Source organism: Phaeodactylibacter xiamenensis (genome assembly GCF_965229835.1).
Classification (GTDB): Bacteria; Bacteroidota; Bacteroidia; order Chitinophagales; family Saprospiraceae; genus Phaeodactylibacter; species Phaeodactylibacter xiamenensis.
The window spans coordinates 7,817,048-7,836,024 of record NZ_OZ245931.1 but is presented as its reverse complement, the minus strand read 5'-3'; the positions used below and the strand labels follow the sequence as shown (position 1 = coordinate 7,836,024).

Sequence of the window (18,977 nt, the reverse complement as noted above, 5' to 3'; positions counted from 1 at the left end):
GTTGCGAAAATAGCAATTTTTACACTTAGTAACAACAAACGGCATGGCAACAACCAAACAAACAGGGAAAACTGATAAGACCTTTCACCAGCACAACCCTACAAAATCGGAACACGTAGAGGCATTTTTGCGGGATTTCGATACAGGCAAACGGGGCTCTGCGCTCAAACTCCTAAATGAAGAAAAGGTCTACATCGTTGATGCTGATTTTTTGGAAAGGCAGGCAGAACACATCAAGCAGCTGGAATCGAACTATGAAACGCTGGAAAAAGCCCTGACCGAAGTCCGGGAAGAGCGCGACATCCTCCTAAATGGCCTGTACGGCATCTACAGCCGCTTTGGCTTTGTGGTGGATGCAGTGAAGAAGGGCATGGCTCAGAAATCCCCAATAAAAGGCTCCCGTCTTATTTCAGGCGTGATGAAAGCTTTCAATTTCAAACAATCGGAATCGAAAGAGGAAGATATAGCCACCGGCAATATTATCGTGAGCGTGATTGCCTCCATCCGGAAGAACCTCTACAAAATCACCGACAACTTCGGCGAACTCGGCGACCAGCTGACCCCTGGCCTGAAGGTGCTCGAAAAGCACGAGATCATACCGCCACTCAATAGCATGGAAATCCAGGAAGATGAAAAATAACTTTTTCGGCACACCTAAAGAGTTGCCCAAACCTGTAAGCGAGGACGAAATCACTAAGCCTTCTTTTGAGCGCCCGCCAATTGGTGAGGCGACCGACTACGAAGAGGTGACGGATGAGCCGGATGTGAATGAAAACATCATTGACGATATGTTCGGTGATGTTAAGGACATTCTCAATGATGCGGAAGAGAAAATAGAAGAGCAGGAAAAGGAAGCAGCCGAAGCAAAAGGAGATACCGCTCCCGGCACAGTCCCCGCAGCAGACATGCTGGAGGAGGACGAACTCAACGCCGAACTGGTTATCGTTGCTTTTGAGGGAGCCCGCCACCTGATCTACTCTTTCGTCTATAACCGCACGGTGAGCCGCAGCGATTTAAAGGTCATCAAGCGGATCACCCGTCAGTTGTCTATGAAAAACAGCCGGAACACGGAAGAGCAGGCACTGTTAGAACAGCTTTGGGGCTACATCGAAAAACATGAGCAAATGCGCGACGACTTTCTGGACCGTCTGGCCTGGAAGGATAAGCAGCGGGAAACCCTGGCAAAGCTGATCGAGCTGGAAATCCGGAAACGCCGTCTGCGTGGGCAGTCCAATATCACCAAGTGGGCTGTCATTGGCTCTCTGGTCATGAATGAGGCAAACGCTGTGGGCAGCTTGGTGGAAGCCCGAATGAATAAGCCCGACCTTGATACAATCGACTGGTCAGTGGTGCGTAAGGCAGGAATCGAAGTGTAACAGATGGGGAAAAGAGCTAACCGGAAAAAGACAGGTGCGAGAGATTACCAATCCTATTTGCTGATCGGGGGCAAAGGGCAGGGAAAATCTACCCTGCTGATTGACCTCGTAGAAGAATACTTGAAGTCCTTCCAAAATAGCTACTGCAAAGGCATTTACCCCAGGGCATTCATCCATGATATGAGCTCTAGCCGGGCGTTCCGCCACCTGCCTACTGTGGAGCAAGCCTGTCAGCAATTGGGGCTTGACCTGGAAGACCCGCTTGAACTGCTTACCCTCAAAGACTCGTCAGGCAACCCGGTATGGAAAAAAGGCGCACTACGCTACGTCTGCCGCAAAAGCAGGGAAATCCAGCACATGCACGAAATGCTGGCGGCGCACTTCCGCAACGGCATGGTAGTCTTTGATGAGTGGACCACCTATGTCCGGGCCAACCCACCGGACTGGCAGATCGACATCGTAAACAACCACCGGAACTACGGGCTGGAAGTCTTCTACGTATGCCACCAGATCATGCGGGTGCCGCTCTTTTTTATCCGGGGAGATATGATTGCCAAGATCATCCTGTTCAAAACCGGAGAGCGTGAGCTGGAATACCGGCAGTTCCGCCGCTACAGCTGCGCCGAGCAGCTTTGGGAAGCCTACCAGCGTGTCCTGAAGGCCCCTGCAACGGACAACTGGGTTCAATATCATGAAATAATCGACGTGTGATGGAACCGCAAAATCCAATACAAGCACCTTCGGGAGCACACGACAAACCGCGCATCATCAAAGTGCGCTGCAATGGCAGTTTTGTCTACAAAGAAGAAATACGGGATGTCCTTAATCTGGGCAGGCGCAGTCATTGGATGAGCGAAATCCGATTGCTCAAAGAAAGTGTGGAAGGTTTTTGGGACGACTATGAGCCCTACCTGCATCGCACACAGGTCACTACTGAGATAGCCCGAATCATCATAGAAACGGTATTGGAGAGAGCCGGTGAAAACGTCCGACTGGTCTTTTGCTGGCAGGACTCTAAGTAAGATGTAATTTTCGTACTCGTAACATCCCCAGCCGGTAAAGCATCTGCTTTGCTGGTTTTTTTATGCCCGCTGTGTAACGAAAACGGCACAACACGTTGCGAATCGTGCGCTTACGTACAAACACCGCTCAACATGATTTTGCCCACTTCCTCTTCCGATAGATTTGAGACTCATTCACGCTATCAAAAGCTATCGAAAACTAAAACTTCATCCAAGATGAATAACATGCTGAAGCGGGCACTGGAGCAGGATATGCGCAAAAAGCAAGCCTCTGGCTATGTTGCGCGTAGCGTTGCGCCAGGTGTCGCATCTCGTCTCGGTGCGCAGGGCGCATCCCAATCCAAGGTGGTCACTCCTGAACGTGGCGCAAACGTAAACATGCAGGTGCCTACCGGACAGCCTGTTGTTCCGACTTCCATTCCTAACGGTCTGGCAGTTGAAGAATCGGTAACGGTCCACATCGATCTCACTGGCCAGGGCCTGACGCCGGCAAAGGAGCGTATCGTTCTTTTTGACGAAGGCAACTTCTTCTCTGCTGCGAATGGCATTGCTTCCAAGTACCCGGCTGGTTCGGTGTACATTGGCTCTTCTGCTAACAACCTCTACCCTTCCTGGGTGGGCGGCCTGTGTGGCTGGACTTACCTCTTCGCAGGTATCAAGATGGACGTAGCTGCTGCCGCTGGCGCTGCTGCCTCTGCCCAACTCCAGTTCCAGGAGAAGATGACCTACCACAGCCTCAACACTCGTGATCGTATTACGAGCGAGCTGGAGGTGTCCAACTTTAACGATCCTGGCAACTTTGACCGGGACGTGCGTGTCATCCCCCTGACCGACCGCAAGGCACGTTTCGACCGGGAGACAGCGCTGGAGTTTTATGCCTACCACGGGCTGCATATCATCCTGACATTCTGGATGATCGGCCGGGCGCGTGACTAAGGGTGCGGGCTTTTACCCAACCCTTCAACAAGACACTCTATTTTTTCAACCGAGCGAGAATAATGGGCGCAGGAATTATTGATGCTATCCTTTTGAATAATCCCTTAGCTGTCAGCGAAAAGCTGGCAGCATTGGGACTTATCCGTGAGGATGGGGAGTATTCGCCTGAAGACCTGAAAATGGTCATCCACCAACGGGTGGCAGAACTGCCGGAACAAGATGGGACAGACTTCGCGTTGCAAACGCTGGATGTACCTATCGACCTGGCAGGAGATCAGGCAGACTACCTCCTTGAGTATCATGTTCAGAATGGCAACCGAATGGCGCTGGAAAATGAGCTGCAATTGGCATGCTCTAAGTCTTACGCCCAACCCGGTTCCCTTGCAAAAATGAACATCCTGGGCTGGCCGCTGCCTAATGTCGCGGTGGCTATAGCCCTTGTCTTCATGCTTGTCCTCATTATTGCTCTGATCAAAAAAATCTGATCATGCTGAAGAAGTATAAAAAGCACATCATCGTAGGTGTGGTTATCATTGCTGCTATCGCAGCTTACTACTTCTACAAGAAGAAGAAAGTCAACAGCAGCAAGAATGGAAATGGCAGCACTCCTGCCGGAATCGAGGATGATCCTACCGGCAAGCTGACGGGCGTGAAGACAGAAACCGATAAGGTGAATGTCGAACGTGCGATGTCCTACCTGAACTAACCCCACTACACCATGAGCAAGACTGCAAAAGCACTCATCCTGATCGTAGCTATTTTGGTGCTCCTGGGCGTGACGGGCTATGTAATGCAAAACCAGCAACCCAAAGTAGAACCGGGCCAACCGGGCGCAATGGGCAATATGCCGTGCGTTCGTGTCAACCGCGACCGCTTTGGGCCCTGGAATCCGGATGCTATTCCGAGCGGCGACCTAAACCGCATGGCAAAACAATACCTGAAGGGAGACAGCCAGACTAATGGCAGTATTGTCGGGGGCTTTTTCAAAGCGATCGACGTCTACCCTAACGAGAGCCGGGCTAAGTTTTACGAGCAGGAGATCAAAGCCTATGCAACATCTGTAGGGCTTCCTCACTGGGATGTGCTGATAGGAGAGCTTGCTTGCGACAATAACGCGATTGCATGACACAGCTAATGCCATATGATTACAACCAGCTATTCCGGGGCCGCCCCGTGTGGGTAAAGCCTGTCGTGATTGGCGTTGTGGTCATCCTGGTATTGCTCGTCATTTACTTCCTGGTGAAGGCAATCAGCAAATCACTCGGGCTTAGCTCGCAAAATGAGCCGCCGGTCCGGTTTGATGTGGAGGACATCAACTTCAATCCCGGTGACGGCCCGGTAACGAACTTCGATGTAGAGCCCTGGGTATCTGAGCTGCACGATGTGCTGACCTCCACCTACCTGCTGGGCTTCGGCATCAGCAAGCGGTGTGATACTTACCGGCGGGTGAGCGCATTGAACCTGAACCAGCTTCGGGCGCTCAATTTCGCTTATGAAGCGGCATACGGACTGACGATACGCGAAGCCATGCGCAAAACCTGGGACTCCGGGTGCATGGTATTCGGAAGCGTAGGAACGGACTATGGCGACTTGCTGGAAACTCAACTGGAACGAATCGAATCCTGATGCTGCCACTGACCGAACAAGAGAAGAAATTTTTGGTGATAAGCCTGGTTGCCTCATTGGTTGCCGCACTCATCAAGCATTATATCATCGTAATATTTGACCCACGATCATGAACAACTGGAAACATTACGCTGCGCTGGCAACCGTCACCGTTATCGCTACGGTGATAGCAGGTCTTATCGTAGACCACTATCAGGAAATGAAGCTGAAGAAGCTCATTGCTGATGGCGTTCTGCCAGCCAACACAGAAGTATAAACGCGACGCTATGAACGATCTCATTCCAACTCAATACGGCGTTGAAATCAGCCTGGACAAGCAATCCGCGAATTATTTCGGGCTTGCGGTGGGCGCACTGATTGCCGCTGGCATTATCCTGGGCATTGTCTCTGGCGTATTGATCAGCCGAACGATCAGTGGCTAGTCACGCCACATTATGGAAATTCTCGAAGCCTTGTCCGCCAAAGATGCAGGGTAGGGCTTTGATTAATTAAGCCTATATGTCATCTCTATCATGCAGTCATTTCAGCCGAATCTGGCCTCCCGGAAATAAGGATCCGCTCGATGCGGTAATTGCCGGGCTGGATAACGATACCGGTACTGTCGATGCAACAGGCAGCGTGGGCGATGAGGTCCGGGTGGTCATCAAGCGCAATGGCGTGGTCATAGAAACCACACCGGCGGAAAGCAACAACGGCAACAACCAAATTTCAATCACTGGCCCGCTCGAAAATGGCGATACGGTTTGTGTGCAGGCATCCAATGACGGCTTCATTCTTCTCGATGAGGACTGCCACACCATCCCTACACCGCTCTTTGGGTTCGTGCCTGTATCCTGATAGCTATGATCCTGATCAGCTTACAAGACTGCAAGCCTGTATTCCCGCACTGCTCTGGCATGGATAATGCCCAGGCAGTCTTCACATTTACAGACATGGATGGGAATACCGGAACCGTCACCGTATCGGGCAAGATCGCAGCTTTCAATGCTATCTCCCACGTCGACTACCTCGCGGTGGATGGCAGCAACGGCAACACCAGCGAAGTGAGTGTTGGCGGCACCCTGACCGTCGTTTCTGCCTTTGACCCCGCCTTCAATATCGACAACAACAAGACGGTGAGCATGAAAGTCACCGATTGTGCCGGGTACGAAAGCGTGGAAGAAGTGGTGGGCTATACCGATGCCGTAATGACCCACAACAACGAGTTCCTCAAAGTCGACGACGACCATTATCTGATCTACATATAACGAATGCTATGTCTTGCATAATCACAGGTAAGAAACCCTCCCAGCTCGATGACCCGGCAGTAACCGTGGACAACACTGCGTGGCTGGTCATCGAAACCAGCGATGGGAAAGTCGTAAGGATTCACCCTTCCGAACTGACCTACCTGGTCGATCCGGAATGGGAAGCTTTCATCGACCCGAACTTCACTGGCACCACCCTGACCATCCCGCTGACCGAAAACAACGGCAAGCTGCCCGATGATGACGATCAGATTTTTGTGGATGTCAATGGCTTAACCAGTCAGATTGGCGACCACTGGAACCCGATACGCAACGCAGGGGCAATCCAGGACGCTATCGAGTTCGTGGGGCCTAAAGCCAACGACCGTATCGGTGTCCGTTTCCCACGATCCGCATAATTATCCATCAGAAAACACCATCTACGCGATGAAAAAGCTACTCTTTATTCTTGCTGCCCTTTGCCTGACTGCCTCCTGGAGCTTTGCCCAGGAGCAGCGTATCGATCCGCCCCGAAACATCAAGCAGGCACCAGGCGCAAACTACGTCCTGCTTTCTGACGGGCCCGGCAATTTCCAGATTGTCCCGGCAGCCAGCCTGCCGGGCGGTGGCGGCGATATCATTACCAACTTCACCTACAACGGCAGTGCACTGACCATCACTACCGATCAGGATGTATTTTCAGTGAATGTCAATGCAGGGACCGTAGAAACAACTGTACCGATCAGCATCAACGGCACCGCCTACCCAAGCGGGACGGATATCCAAGTCATTCTCGGCGCTATCGGCACCGCTATCGACAACATAGGGCTGGTGGATAACGGCGACGGTACCTACACCTTTACCGATACAAACGGCAGCACCGTGACGATCAATACAGGCGGCGGTGGGGCAACCGTTACCGCCTCAAATGGCCTTAATGATCAGGACGCTACTTCAGATGTCGATGTGGAGCTGGGCGGCACGATGGAACGTAACACAGAGGTACTTGGTGCTAATTTGAATCTGGACTGGCAAACTTTCACGAATTATAGGGTAAGGGATTTGCAAGGGCAGTTTTTAGCAGAGACGGACACACTTGGCGGTACCAAAGGCAGCTTGCTTATTCAGCCTTCCGGTCAGACGATGCGGATGAACAACTACACATTAGGCGCAAAAGCAGACGTCTACACAAATATAGCAGGAGCCGCCACAATGAGGTATTCACAGCTTGATAACTCTTACCCTTCTATTGTAAATGTCTCTGCCGGTGGTATTGAAATCAGCCGAAAAGCAACGGCAGATACATCAGGCTTGTTTTTCACCGGCGATAGCGCAAGAATATTTACCACCCTACCTCTAGACTTCAGGAGCAATTCAGGCATTTCTTTTTTTGGAGGGAAATACGCTATGCCGGATGCTACACCCGGATCCGGGCAAAAGGTCGTGGTCTGGAATAGCGGTACGCCGAGCTTTCAGGATTATTCGGCAGGCAGCAGCGGTAGTGCCTCTACGATCAGTTCAATCACTGGAGGCGGCGCGACTATCATGGTCAAGTACACGGGCACAGCCCCTACACTATCCGGTAGCTCAGGCAACTGGACGATTACCGTTCCATCCGGGACTATTCTGGATTGGTTTCGATGGAACGGCAATAACTCATTTTTGACTGCCGGGGGCGACATGAATATCACCGTTCAGTGGATAGGTGTGTCTTTCAATACCTCACAAGCCGATGCCGTAATCCCTGATATTACCCTTGTTGAGCGCACTACAACTTTGAACCAACAACTTGATGTGCAAGGTGCAGGATGGAATGTTACTTGCCCTAATGCAGGCATAGGCGGGGGAGCTACCACATCCGTTATCAGCGGTCTTAATGGATTCGGAGGGGACTGGACGGTTATTGGAGAATTTTAAATCTGACAGGATGCAAAAGTACGCACTCTTATTCATTGCTGTTTCAATTGCGCAATCACTATTTGCCCAGGTAGATACGCTCTACTCTGAAATGACAGGTACGTGTACTTTTGGTAATGTGACTGCGGTCGATTCGGACACCTATACTTTTGACATATTCGTTACGGATCAAGGGAGTGAATACTCGGCAAGTGATGTTGCAGTCGGCCATGTCATTATTGACGGCAATAAGAATAAATATATCGTAACTGCAATTAACGTGCAGAGCGTTTTTCTTACAAACATTACTGTCGATTGTGTAGGTGGTAATTGCCCTGCTCCGTTCGGAAAAGGCCAGATTACGCAAGCTACCCCTAATTTCGGTTTTGATTTATTCACTCCGGATAATCAGAATGGCCTTTCGCAAATCATCAAAGCATCTTTAGAAACCTCTAACTGGTTAAAGCTCGATCAAATACTCAACGAACTGACGGCTGCAACAATCTATGGTTATTTCCTTAATCATGTCGATGCTGGAGCCGATGGAGTACCTGTGGGTTCTCCATACAAAGCTGCTTTAGGCAATACTATGGGTATGCCTTGGGGAGCCCTAATTATTCGTACACATTAAAAACAAACTTAGCGAATCATGAGAAATCTAATCATTGTTGTTGCACTATTGCTCGCTGGGCAAGGTGTATTTGCCCAGTCAATCACTGGCGGCTCTGGTGTATGTGTTGTCAGCAGCGATCCTGATAACATTACGGCCATGCAAGACCAAGATGCTCGTTACGAGTGTGTTGTTGCCTGGGACAATACCAACCAGGTTCTTTACCTGTACGACTCAACACAGTCGGCCGGGAACCGGTGGACTGATGTCCCTCTATCAAGTGTGATTGACACCGATACCCGGCTGGACAATCCTAGAGTTGTAGGGGCAAACCTTGTTTTTGACCTTTACGACGAGATTACTGACACTGATCTTGGTGATGTAAGCGTCCCAATCTTGGACATTGCTCCTGTGCAAGGTATTTCAGCAGGTACGGGTATCAGCGTTACTGATGACGGCAACGGAAACTTTACTGTGACCAACACCGCGCCTGCTAATGCTACGGATGAGCTTCAAACGCTGGGAAACACCTTCCCCAATGCTTCAACAGGGCGTGTGACCCTTAGCGATGGCGGAGGAAATGTTGATATCGTTGAAGGTACTGCAATCGACATTGCGGATGACGGATCCGGAAATATAGAAATTACAAACACAGCCCCTGACCAAACGGTAGGGATCACAGGAGGTACAGGGATTAATGTGTCGGGCACATACCCCAACTTTACCATTACGAACTCAAGCCCGACCAATGGCACTGACGAGCTTCAAGACCTGACGCTTACTGGCAATGATCTCAGTTTGACGAACTCAGCAGTAGATATTGATTTGAGCCCTTATCTGGATAATACAGATACTCAGGATTTATCTCTGGTTGGCAATGACCTAAGCCTTACCGACGGTGGCACGGTAACTATTGATGGAGATGCCACGAACGAGGCACAGGAGCTTTCTATTGGGGTTGCGACTGGAACAGCTGCAGTAAGCTTATCTGATGTTGGCGTACTTGATGGGGGAACCGTAAGTTTCATTGAAGGCGACGGTATTAGCATTACTTCAAACGGAAGTAATGGCGCGAATATCATCAACACCGAGTTTGCCTCCGTAGAAGCGGACGATCATGCTGATGCCGGGATTCAGGGTGTAAGCATTGGAGAGTATTTCTACACTTCGGCAACGAACACCATGGGATTGCCGGCCGGCACTAAGGTTATGCGCCGTTTCTAAACAATAAACCAGAAGCAATGCTTCGAGTTCCGTATAAGTACATCACATCATTCGTATTCCTTTTGATTGCGGCGAATTTGCAAGCGCAGAGCATCGTTGGGGGAGCTGCTGTCTGCAAAACAACAGGTGACCCTGATCTTATCTTAGATATGCAAACGATAGATCAAAGGTATCAATGTTCAACCGCTTGGGATACGGTAAATAATGTGATGTATTTGTACAACTCAGCAGCAACCGTGGGGCAAAGGTGGGAACCAGCACCAGGCAATGACAACTTGGGTAATCATCTCGCAGAACAAAACCTAGACATGGCAGACTTTGCGATTACAGATGCCGATCGAATCAGCGGGGGATTAGGCCCAAACTCTGCGACAAATGTTGCTGAAATTGACTTCAACGAACCCGTAGGCAGTGGAGTGGTTGGCAATGCGATGACGATGGAGCATAACGCCTCCATAATGATTACAAGTGATCGCAATGGAAATGCAACTACAGCTAGCGATGAACCTATAATTCTGTCGCAAGGCAGCATTGATACTGATGACCCAAATTATGTTGAGCTACTCAGAACTTACAATGGGACATTTAGGATTATGGATTCGTACAACATGGCAGCTACTGCTCCACCAGTTGATGGCGACTCGTATGTTCAATCCTGGACGAACGGCATCAATAACTGGACTAACACTAGCACGTTCGGCGGTGGCGGTGGCGGGATATTCCAAGTAGAGAACACGTCAACCATCGCTAGCAGTAGCTCGACCAATAACTACCATCGAGGCAGCCTTGGCATTGGCGACTTCAGCAATACAACTATTGGTGCAAGCTTTCATTTGTATGACCCTAACATGACTATGCGCCTTAGCGACAGTTGCAGCACCGATCAATGCGCAACGCCATTGTTAGAGTTTTACAGAGGAAGAAACACGAGTTTGTTAGGGCGTGTTGGCTTTTTAAGCAGCACTGATAGTGACTTTTCTTTCATCAACAACCTTGCTGCGGGTAAACTAAAGTTTGGTACAGATGCCACGGTCAAGCTAGAACTTCTTGCCAATGGCCAGGCGAGGCTTAATCAATATACAACGACAAGTTCCTTCACTGGGACTCCGGCAGGGTATTTAGCGTTTGATTCAAACGGGTATATCATTACTGAATCAGGCACATCTGGTGGCAGTACAGCGTTCACCAGCTTAACTGACACCCCTGGCAGTTACACAGGTCAGGGAGGCCAGTATGTTCGGGTTAATACCGGCGAGACGGCTTTGGAGTTCGTTAACCCACCAAGCGGTGGAGGTGCTTCAACATTTACGGATTTGACCGACACGCCCGGCAGTCTTTCAGGGGAAGCAGGAAAATACGTCAGGGTAAACTCTGGTGGCACTGCCTTAGAATTTACAACTACATCATCCGGAGGCAGTTTAGGATATGCTGCTGTGCAAATACCGAACGATTCTTTGACGTTGCGATATGATTGGAACCAGCAGGAAGAGGGCCTGTTCAAAGTGAATATGGACACCAGAGATCGCTGGGAGATTGTCGCATCGAATCCGCCCGCTTCGGTGGCTGCGGAGTATAGTTTACTGTTTACGAACGTCGGTCTTAATGATACTGTCACATTCCCATCTAACTTCTTATACGCAGATAGTAACGCCATTGGTTCTATTAACCTGAAGAACTCGCTCATTCAAGACTTTTGGTACGACGGCACAAACTACTGGACTTATGAAAATCTTGGAAATTCACTAACTGGCGTACCAACCTGTTCTGACGGCATTCAGAATGGCGATGAAACCGGGGTAGACTGTGGCGGTAGTTGCCCGGCTTCTTGCGGCCCAACCTGTTCTGACGGTATTCAGAATGGCGATGAAACCGGAGTAGACTGCGGCGGTTCTAGCTGCCCACCGTGCGCCAATAGCTATGAAGACGAATATAATGCAGTATTGACATACGCAACTAATCAAGGCTATACACTACCAAGTACAGCAGTCCAAGACGATCAAAACCAATTAGTGGCTGATCTTAAAACTGCTGGCATTTGGGACAGCTTGGATATTTTCTATGTCTTTGCCGGTGATGGTGATTCGGACTTCGCTCTTATTAACTGGGCTGATACATCACAGTTCAATGGTGTGATAAACGGTACCGTCGACTTCACTGCAAACGAGGGCATGAAGGGCAATGGCACCAACGGCTATATCAACACAGGCTATAATCTAGCTAATGATGCTGTGAACTATAGGGAAAGCTACGGTCAGATATTAACACACATTCATACAGGTGATACCGACTGGCAAAACGCTACCGCTATTTGCGGAGCAAGAGAAAGTGGCGTCGTAACTGAACCGCAGTTGATGGTTCAAAACAGTTCCACGGGTAGTACCATATTGAGGATGCAAAGCTACGGTAACACAATAGGCTCCTACACATTTATAACTGGGCCCCCTGCCGGGTATGATGGCACATTCTTATTCAGCAGAAAGAATAACAGCACCTTAGAGGCTTGGCGTGGAACTACAAGATACCTAAACGGTAACACGCACAATAGCCACCCGACCTTTCCAAGCAGGGAAGTTTATCTATTCGCCAACAATACCGGCGGCACGGCTGGCAACTTCGGAAGCCACGAATTATCAATGTGGTGTATAGGTGGGTTTGACAGTCAACAGGCAGCATTTAATACTGCTTGGAATACTTACGCAACAGCTTTAGGCGGGCTCTAACAAGCTTAATTATGATACGAACGATAACTTTGATACTGCTATTTGCAGCAAGCAACGCTTTCAGCCAGAACAAGCCGAATATTATCTATATCATGGCTGATGACATGGGCAATGCAGATATGAGCCGGAATGGTTCTTTGTACGATACCCCATGCTTAGACAGCTTAGCAAACGAAGGAGCATACTTTGACCGCTTTTATTCGTACCCGGGATGCACACCTACCAGATCAGCGCTAATGACTGGCAGATACCCACTCAGAATGGGACTGTGGCAAGTTGTCATAGGCAGGTATGATAATTATTGCCTGCCAGCTGAAGAGACAAAATACATGTTGCCCAGGCTAATGAAAGAAGCAGGGTATCAGACTGCATTAATTGGCAAATGGCATTTAGGGCACATGTACCCCGAATGCCTGCCGCATACAAAGGGCTTTGACTATTACTATGGTACTTCTTATGGCCTAATCAATTACTACACCTGGGACTTTGAAGGTGCTGACGATGTGCGGGAGAATGGCATTTACCAACCGTCTGACGGCACTTACTTTACTGATAAGATTGCCGAGAAATGCGAAGACTACCTTGATGACTGGGCAAACTGTAACAGTTCACCGTTCTTTCTTTTTGTGCCAATGCTCGCACCGCACGTTGCTCCAAATGGTACAGGCTGTAATCGTCTTGAAATACCAGTAGATAGTCTGCCCAACGCACCTGGTAATTTAACTACATGCCAAAAAAGATACTGGGTAATGATGCGCCAAATGGACTATGCGATTAGCAGGATTGTAAATAAAGTCCGAAGCCTTGGCATCGAGGACAATACGATCATCATCTTTACCAGCGATAACGGGGGCGATGTGGACTATGCAGCCAGCAACACCCCGTATAAAGGAGAAAAAGGACAACTCACAGAAGGAGGCATTAATGTCCCTGCAATCTGGTATCACAAAAACACAATTAGCCCGCAAGTAGTAAATACACCAGTGCAGGTAGAAGACTTCCACCCGACCTTATTGAAAATTGCAGGCAGGAACATTAGTGACATTGACCAAGACTTGGACGGGATTGACATCTATCCGCTCATAACAGGCGGATCTATTCCCAGTCGAATGTTTCTGAAGCAATATCAACCGACCAATAATGCTACGACCAGAACTTATGCCGTAATCGACGGTGATTATAAATTCTGCAATCTTTGCTTCTCCGGAGAATCTCTATACAACATCGCAAACGACCCGGATGAAAGCAGCAATATCATAGGTAGTAATTCGACCAGAGCAACAGCCATGCGGAATTTCGCAAACAGCTTTAGCAGTGCAACTACCAACAGATCGAATAATAATGCAACATCTCCACCCTCTGGCTGGCAGTCTATAGACGCATGGGCTATTCCGGAAACGTTCTACGATCCAAATTACTTCTACTACAGAAACCCTAAGGACTAAAACATGGAGCCTAAAATCTATCATATAAAGAAAGGAAAAACCGACTTCCGCCCACGGGAGCCCTTCTGGCCGCATTGGGCGGTAGGCTTTGAGTTTGAAGCTGTCTTCCACCCTTCCTGCTGGTTCTCCAGTGAAGATGTAGACGGTGACGACGACCGTGACGACTGGCTGAAGCTTACCGGCATGACCGGCTTCTTTGGATGGAACGACCACCGATCTGTATTAATCGCCTTCCGCCCGGTCAATAAAGAGGGCGTGATGGCACTCACAGGCTACACCAACGACCGCAAAGGGAACAGGCAGGTGGGCAAAAAGACGATCCAGTTCAAAGAAGTAGAAGTTGGGCAACGGTTCTATGGACGTGGAATGGTCAACGGCACCTGGCCATGGCGGGCAGATAGTGTCGATTACTTCCTTGACACTCCTGCCGGTACTTGGTCTGCCAATCACTATTTTGATACGCCCATGCTGCCTGTTTACCGCCAAATAGGCACGTATTGGGGCGGGAAGAACAACTCGCCCGGTCCCTACGGCGGCGCGGCGCCCTGGGATGCCTCCCTTGAACTAGCATTCAACTGGATCAACTAACAGGCCCCCTGTAAATGAGTACCTATGCCACACTCCGACTACAATTTCTGGACCGCCATAGCTATTCCAATCGCAACACTGGTTGTGGGATGGCTGGGCAAAGCTTTCCACTTCCGTACCCGAGAGAAACAGAACAAGGAAGAGAATGAAGCCCTGGCCATCGCCAACACCCTGCGCAATGACCTGATGGCAAGCCTTGCGGAATACCAGGCCAAGCTCATACAGTCGAACGATCACATACAGAAGCTCGAAGAGCGCATGGACGAAAAAGAACAGCAGTACCGGCGTGAAATGGCACAAAAGCAAGAGGAAATCGCCCTGCTCAAAACAGAAATACAAATCTACCGCAACGAAGTATCAGAGCGGGACCGGCAGATCAGCGACCTGCGCAGCCGGTTAGCCAAACTCGAAGAGCAAATCAATCCACAATAATATCAAGCTATGAAACATCTATTTTCCTTGCTGCTCCTGCTGCTGATTACGGTCAGTAGCTTCGGGCAGATTTTCAGCCCCAACCGCCCGGACAATATCCCCCGGCAAGTGTGGCGGCAGCTCCCCCGCGATGTCCGTCAGGATGTAAAGGAGGATTACAAATTTGAGCGCAAGCTCGCCAAAGAGCGCGAAAACACCTCAGATACCATCTTCATTCCGCCCGGAGAGTCTGTAGCCCTGCCCCTTACGCCGGCCGTAGCCGATGTGCTGAGCTACGAAGCCAACTGGGGGCGCGTATACCTGGAATGGGACCGCTATGAAGACCAGCTATTGTCGCAAGTCCCCGCCGGGCAGAAGTACGCTATTGTGCTGACCGCAGATACCGGCTTCCCGGACAACATCAATCTGGAGCCCTACATCTACGACCAATTTGTACGAAGCTATACCGGTGAACCCGTGCTCGATAACCACGGCCACGCCACCCACGTTATTGGCAGCATCGTAGGGCATACCACCCAACGCGCCTACGGCATAGCCGCGAAGTTTGCGGAAGCCGGCCTGGTTAAAATTGCGATTGCCAAAGTCTGCACCGGTAGCGGCAGTTGTCCCAGTTTGGGCATTGCCCAGTCTATCCGCGAGTTCACAGACGCTACCCAGTCAAAAGCCGATCAGGGGCACCCCCGCTACATTAACCTGAGCCTGGGCGGAGGCGAAAACGCAGCCATGCGGCAAGCTATCGAATATGCTACCAGCAAAGGCGTGATTGTGGTAGCCGCCAACGGCAACCGTGGTGTAAGCCCGCCGTCCTTTCCCGGAATTATGAACGAAACCGTAGGCGTAGGCGCAATCGACCGCAACGGTGACAAAGCCAACTTTAGCCAGTTTGGCCCCACCACACAGTACGCCGCGCCCGGAGTCCTCATTCCCAGCCTTTGCATAGGCAACCGGGAGTGCGTAATGTCCGGAACCTCGATGGCAACGCCCCACATCGTTGGAGTATTGGTCTGCCTCGATCTGGCGAACGCCGGGCTTACGAACCCGGAGCTGCTCAACTATGCCGCCGTGTACGCCACCGATCTGGGCGAACCGGGCCACGACCACTACTACGGTCATGGTACGCCCAAACTAAAGCAGTACCTGGACAACCCACCAGACGGTAACGAAGAGCCCGACGAACCGGACGATCCGGGCGATGGAGGCGACAACCCCGGCATTATCCGTGAAAACCGTACCCTTACCTACGAATTGGAAGGGGAATGGACCATGCCGTGGATGACCGTACAGGCTTCCTCTATGACAGATGAGCCCGCCTTTATTATCGACCTCGATAAAAATACCGTAGCCAATTTTGACGGCGTAGCTACCATCACTTACATACAGGTCGCCGTGGAAACCAATACCGATGCAGGCACCACCTTTGAGCTGACGATGGATAATACGAACACCTACCACCATGGCCGCGGATTAGGGCTGCGAAGCCCCGCCGATGTATCAGACGCAGTAGGATGGAGCAGCTACTTCTACGACATGCTCCTGGACAAAGGCAGCGGTAACCTGGAAGAGCAGGAAGTCCACGTCCTAAAAGTACGCGGTCACGACCAAGACGGCACCCCCATCACTCTCAATGAAGACGATCTGAGGCACTGGCCCCGCCGGTAGCCACACTTTTTGATACCCAACGTATTTCGCTGTGCTCAACACGGCGGAATGCGTATCAACACGACCAAACACGGTCGGACAATTTCAGAATGCTCCTAATATTGGGCAATAATCTATAGCTATGAAAACGACAAAGTTCACGAAACTACAGGCTACCCTCGACAGCCGCAACTTTTTTGTCAGCCTGATCAGCCTCGTGCTGCTCACGCTGGAAGCCAATGACCTCAGCATCGGTACAGATGCCGACAGCGTCTACGATGCCTTTGCCTCCGGCGAGCTCGGGCGCATCCTGTCCCTCGTCCTCGTCAACTTCCTCAACCCCCTGATGAAGATCATCCGGGGCGAAGCAGGCTGGAGCTGGGGCTTTCTGAAAAGCTGGAACTTCCGCACACAGGCACTGACCGCCGTGCTGATTTTCTTTACCGGTATTGGCGTGGTCTTCCCAGACGGTGCCGTATCAAACCTCATTGACGCGCTAGTCGGCGGAGAACTCAATGCCATTATCATTGCGCTAGTCGCCAACATCATCAATCCATTCATTCACTTTTTCCGCGACAAGGCCAAAGACCGCCGCCGGGAAGTACCGGGAGAATCCGAAACTCCGAACAGCCCACTCGGCAAGGCTATCGCGTAACCAAAAAACTATCCAATGGACTATTCCAACGTTGGAGCAGGGGCGATTAATGCCTGGCAAAACGGCTCCGTCAGCAACCAAAACGGGGTGCCGGTCAATCAGAATGAGACAACCAGCGGCAATAGCTGGTTCTCCGGTGAGAATGTCAGCGGCTGGCTGGGGGGCGTTTCCAGCGTGATCGACTCCCTAAAAGGCAATCAGGGCCCCGATACCGTGATTTACCAGACCGCGCCCCAAGATGGAGGCAAGGACGGCGGGCTCAGCACCGGCGCACTGATCGGTATCGTCGTCGGTGTGATCCTCTTTTTCGTCATGCTGCTCGTCATAATGACTCGCCGCAAAAAATCATAAGCTATGGCAATGAGCACTGAAAACATCCACATTAAGGATGAAGAACAGCCATTCCCACCACCCAGCACTACCGAGCCGGACTTGGAAGTAGCCGGAGCCCATAAGAAGGACTGCGGCTGCGGCTGTGGCGGGAACCACGATGGCGATTGTAAGAAAAAGCGCCGCAAGATGATGTTAATACTGCTGGCAGCGGGTGCCGCCATCGGGCTGGCGCTCTATTTTACATTCCGGAAAAAGCCGTAGACATGGGATTTTGCATAGGAGGAAAATGGTGCAGGGCTCAAGAGTGCCGCAGCCGGTGTGAAAGCTGGTTCGGCACTATGCCTGATGTGAAAGATGCTTGCAGAAAAGCATGTGACGGCAGCGTATCTTTCTCCAAAGAAGAGTTCCTATGCTCTGGGAAATACCTTGATATAGGCCCTGTCATGCTCAGGTATAAATACGACCCCTGTAATGACGACTCGATCACCATGGAGTCTATTCTGGACCCAGCCAACAAGCGCACGGAAGAAGAAGACCGGCTTAAGCTCTATGCCCCGTATTTGATCGGTGCATCTGTCTTATTCCTTGGCGCACTGGCCTTAATCTTGTTTGCCCCCACCAAAAAAGAATAGATGAACCCGATATCAGCAATAGCATTAGCGGCAAGCAACATCACAAGTACCGTTGTAGACGCTTTCACCTTCAAGGACCGGGCGATATACAACAACATGCCCGGTTACAGCGATCCAAAGGACTATCTAAGCCCTAGGTTTGGGATAGAGCTATTTATTGGGGGGATGTTCCTGCTGTTCATCATTATTGGTGTTGTCGTAGCCTTACGGAGATGAAAAAACAAGACTACATATTTGCTGCTATGCTTACTCTTATTGCTATAGTCCTCATGGCGGTTTTGAGCCGCCCCCGCCGCCGGGAGCAGTCCCCCTCTCCTACCGAGCCCGACCCTGTTGACCTCCTGCTTGTAGACGAAAGTGCTGAGCGTGTACTGGAATGCGAATATCAGCCCCACCACAATATGGATACGGACCTCGATGTCATTGACGTAGTCAACAACCGTATGCGCCTCCTGCAGCGCAACCGCACCACCGCCCTCCAGGTGCGCGAAAAATCCAAAGCCAACAACTGGAGCTACTACAAAACCCTGTACAACGAAGCCCTCCGGCAGCTACTCATCGAGGGCATGCTCGTACACAACGCCCCGGACGCTTGCGGTGTCCCGGGAAAATCGTAAA

28 protein-coding genes are annotated in these 18,977 nt (G+C 50.6%); all 28 read left to right on the top strand.

The annotated features are described in order from the left end of the window. The first annotated feature begins 43 nt into the window (after nucleotides 1-43). The 28 genes from ACO08I_RS29940 (at nucleotide 44) to ACO08I_RS29805 (ending at nucleotide 18,976) form a co-directional block, all read left to right on the top strand. Nucleotides 44-640 (top strand): hypothetical protein, encoded by a 597-nt coding sequence (locus tag ACO08I_RS29940; protein WP_421948053.1) that lies wholly within the window; start codon nucleotides 44-46, stop codon nucleotides 638-640. Continuing rightward, the gene (locus tag ACO08I_RS29935) at nucleotides 630-1,376 is read left to right on the top strand and encodes a hypothetical protein (protein ID WP_282774238.1); all 747 of its coding nucleotides are present in this window, start codon (nucleotides 630-632) and stop codon (nucleotides 1,374-1,376) included. Before ACO08I_RS29940 ends, ACO08I_RS29935 begins: the two co-directional genes overlap by 11 nt. A 3-nt stretch (nucleotides 1,377-1,379) precedes the next feature. Further along, entirely contained in the window at nucleotides 1,380-2,087 is a 708-nt protein-coding gene (locus ACO08I_RS29930) for a hypothetical protein (protein ID WP_282774236.1), read from the top strand. Continuing rightward, nucleotides 2,087-2,398: a hypothetical protein gene (locus ACO08I_RS29925; RefSeq protein WP_044225329.1), complete on the top strand. Its 312-nt coding sequence runs from the start codon at nucleotides 2,087-2,089 to the stop codon at nucleotides 2,396-2,398. The genes ACO08I_RS29930 and ACO08I_RS29925 overlap by 1 nt, the downstream gene beginning before the upstream one ends. A gap of 216 nt (nucleotides 2,399-2,614) precedes the next feature. Continuing rightward, the gene (locus ACO08I_RS29920; RefSeq protein ID WP_282774232.1) at nucleotides 2,615-3,334 is read left to right on the top strand and encodes a hypothetical protein; all 720 of its coding nucleotides are present in this window, start codon (nucleotides 2,615-2,617) and stop codon (nucleotides 3,332-3,334) included. A 62-nt stretch (nucleotides 3,335-3,396) separates the two neighbouring features. Continuing rightward, nucleotides 3,397-3,819 (top strand): hypothetical protein, encoded by a 423-nt coding sequence (locus ACO08I_RS29915; RefSeq protein ID WP_421948052.1) that lies wholly within the window; start codon nucleotides 3,397-3,399, stop codon nucleotides 3,817-3,819. Between the two features lie 2 nt (nucleotides 3,820-3,821). Then, complete coding sequence (locus tag ACO08I_RS29910; RefSeq protein ID WP_421948051.1) at nucleotides 3,822-4,040, top strand: hypothetical protein; 219 nt, start codon at nucleotides 3,822-3,824, stop codon at nucleotides 4,038-4,040. A gap of 12 nt (nucleotides 4,041-4,052) precedes the next feature. After that, nucleotides 4,053-4,460 carry a hypothetical protein gene (locus ACO08I_RS29905; protein ID WP_421948050.1) on the top strand — a complete coding sequence of 136 codons (408 nt, stop codon included), beginning with the start codon at nucleotides 4,053-4,055 and terminating at the stop codon, nucleotides 4,458-4,460. After that, a complete protein-coding gene (locus ACO08I_RS29900; RefSeq protein WP_282774225.1) occupies nucleotides 4,457-4,960 on the top strand; it encodes a hypothetical protein in 504 nt (167 codons plus the stop codon). The genes ACO08I_RS29905 and ACO08I_RS29900 overlap by 4 nt, the downstream gene beginning before the upstream one ends. Before the next feature lie 109 nt (nucleotides 4,961-5,069). Continuing rightward, on the top strand, nucleotides 5,070-5,216 hold the full coding sequence (locus ACO08I_RS29895; RefSeq protein ID WP_282774223.1) for a hypothetical protein: 147 nt from the start codon (nucleotides 5,070-5,072) through the stop codon (nucleotides 5,214-5,216). A 10-nt stretch (nucleotides 5,217-5,226) separates the two neighbouring features. Beyond that, complete coding sequence (locus tag ACO08I_RS29890; RefSeq protein ID WP_282774221.1) at nucleotides 5,227-5,382, top strand: hypothetical protein; 156 nt, start codon at nucleotides 5,227-5,229, stop codon at nucleotides 5,380-5,382. 76 nt (nucleotides 5,383-5,458) lie between these two features. Then, the gene (locus ACO08I_RS29885; protein ID WP_421948049.1) at nucleotides 5,459-5,797 is read left to right on the top strand and encodes a hypothetical protein; all 339 of its coding nucleotides are present in this window, start codon (nucleotides 5,459-5,461) and stop codon (nucleotides 5,795-5,797) included. A gap of 5 nt (nucleotides 5,798-5,802) precedes the next feature. Further along, nucleotides 5,803-6,207, top strand: coding sequence for a hypothetical protein (locus ACO08I_RS29880; RefSeq protein ID WP_421948048.1), 405 nt, complete (start codon nucleotides 5,803-5,805; stop codon nucleotides 6,205-6,207). Nucleotides 6,208-6,215: 8 nt separating this feature from the next. Then, complete coding sequence (locus ACO08I_RS29875; RefSeq protein WP_282774215.1) at nucleotides 6,216-6,605, top strand: hypothetical protein; 390 nt, start codon at nucleotides 6,216-6,218, stop codon at nucleotides 6,603-6,605. A gap of 28 nt (nucleotides 6,606-6,633) precedes the next feature. After that, a complete protein-coding gene (locus ACO08I_RS29870; RefSeq protein ID WP_421948047.1) occupies nucleotides 6,634-8,103 on the top strand; it encodes a hypothetical protein in 1,470 nt (489 codons plus the stop codon). A gap of 10 nt (nucleotides 8,104-8,113) precedes the next feature. Then, nucleotides 8,114-8,713: a hypothetical protein gene (locus ACO08I_RS29865; protein WP_282774212.1), complete on the top strand. Its 600-nt coding sequence runs from the start codon at nucleotides 8,114-8,116 to the stop codon at nucleotides 8,711-8,713. A gap of 18 nt (nucleotides 8,714-8,731) precedes the next feature. Beyond that, nucleotides 8,732-9,916 (top strand): hypothetical protein, encoded by a 1,185-nt coding sequence (locus ACO08I_RS29860; RefSeq protein ID WP_421948046.1) that lies wholly within the window; start codon nucleotides 8,732-8,734, stop codon nucleotides 9,914-9,916. A 17-nt stretch (nucleotides 9,917-9,933) separates the two neighbouring features. Next, the gene (locus ACO08I_RS29855; RefSeq protein WP_421948045.1) at nucleotides 9,934-12,636 is read left to right on the top strand and encodes a hypothetical protein; all 2,703 of its coding nucleotides are present in this window, start codon (nucleotides 9,934-9,936) and stop codon (nucleotides 12,634-12,636) included. Nucleotides 12,637-12,647: 11 nt separating this feature from the next. Continuing rightward, nucleotides 12,648-14,081: a sulfatase-like hydrolase/transferase gene (locus ACO08I_RS29850; protein WP_421948044.1), complete on the top strand. Its 1,434-nt coding sequence runs from the start codon at nucleotides 12,648-12,650 to the stop codon at nucleotides 14,079-14,081. A 3-nt stretch (nucleotides 14,082-14,084) separates the two neighbouring features. Continuing rightward, a complete protein-coding gene (locus ACO08I_RS29845) occupies nucleotides 14,085-14,669 on the top strand; it encodes a hypothetical protein (protein ID WP_421948043.1) in 585 nt (194 codons plus the stop codon). A gap of 24 nt (nucleotides 14,670-14,693) precedes the next feature. After that, nucleotides 14,694-15,101 carry a hypothetical protein gene (locus tag ACO08I_RS29840; RefSeq protein ID WP_421948042.1) on the top strand — a complete coding sequence of 136 codons (408 nt, stop codon included), beginning with the start codon at nucleotides 14,694-14,696 and terminating at the stop codon, nucleotides 15,099-15,101. Nucleotides 15,102-15,110: 9 nt separating this feature from the next. Beyond that, the gene (locus ACO08I_RS29835) at nucleotides 15,111-16,760 is read left to right on the top strand and encodes a S8 family peptidase (protein ID WP_421948041.1); all 1,650 of its coding nucleotides are present in this window, start codon (nucleotides 15,111-15,113) and stop codon (nucleotides 16,758-16,760) included. Between the two features lie 121 nt (nucleotides 16,761-16,881). Continuing rightward, nucleotides 16,882-17,394: a hypothetical protein gene (locus ACO08I_RS29830; protein WP_421948040.1), complete on the top strand. Its 513-nt coding sequence runs from the start codon at nucleotides 16,882-16,884 to the stop codon at nucleotides 17,392-17,394. 15 nt (nucleotides 17,395-17,409) lie between these two features. Next, complete coding sequence (locus tag ACO08I_RS29825) at nucleotides 17,410-17,745, top strand: hypothetical protein (RefSeq protein ID WP_421948039.1); 336 nt, start codon at nucleotides 17,410-17,412, stop codon at nucleotides 17,743-17,745. Nucleotides 17,746-17,748: 3 nt separating this feature from the next. Further along, the gene (locus ACO08I_RS29820; protein ID WP_421948038.1) at nucleotides 17,749-17,988 is read left to right on the top strand and encodes a hypothetical protein; all 240 of its coding nucleotides are present in this window, start codon (nucleotides 17,749-17,751) and stop codon (nucleotides 17,986-17,988) included. 182 nt (nucleotides 17,989-18,170) lie between these two features. Next, entirely contained in the window at nucleotides 18,171-18,359 is a 189-nt protein-coding gene (locus tag ACO08I_RS29815) for a hypothetical protein (RefSeq protein WP_421948037.1), read from the top strand. Then, the gene (locus tag ACO08I_RS29810) at nucleotides 18,360-18,575 is read left to right on the top strand and encodes a hypothetical protein (protein WP_421948036.1); all 216 of its coding nucleotides are present in this window, start codon (nucleotides 18,360-18,362) and stop codon (nucleotides 18,573-18,575) included. It abuts the gene before it with no gap. 26 nt (nucleotides 18,576-18,601) lie between these two features. After that, entirely contained in the window at nucleotides 18,602-18,976 is a 375-nt protein-coding gene (locus tag ACO08I_RS29805; RefSeq protein ID WP_421948035.1) for a hypothetical protein, read from the top strand. Nucleotide 18,977 lies beyond the last annotated feature (1 nt).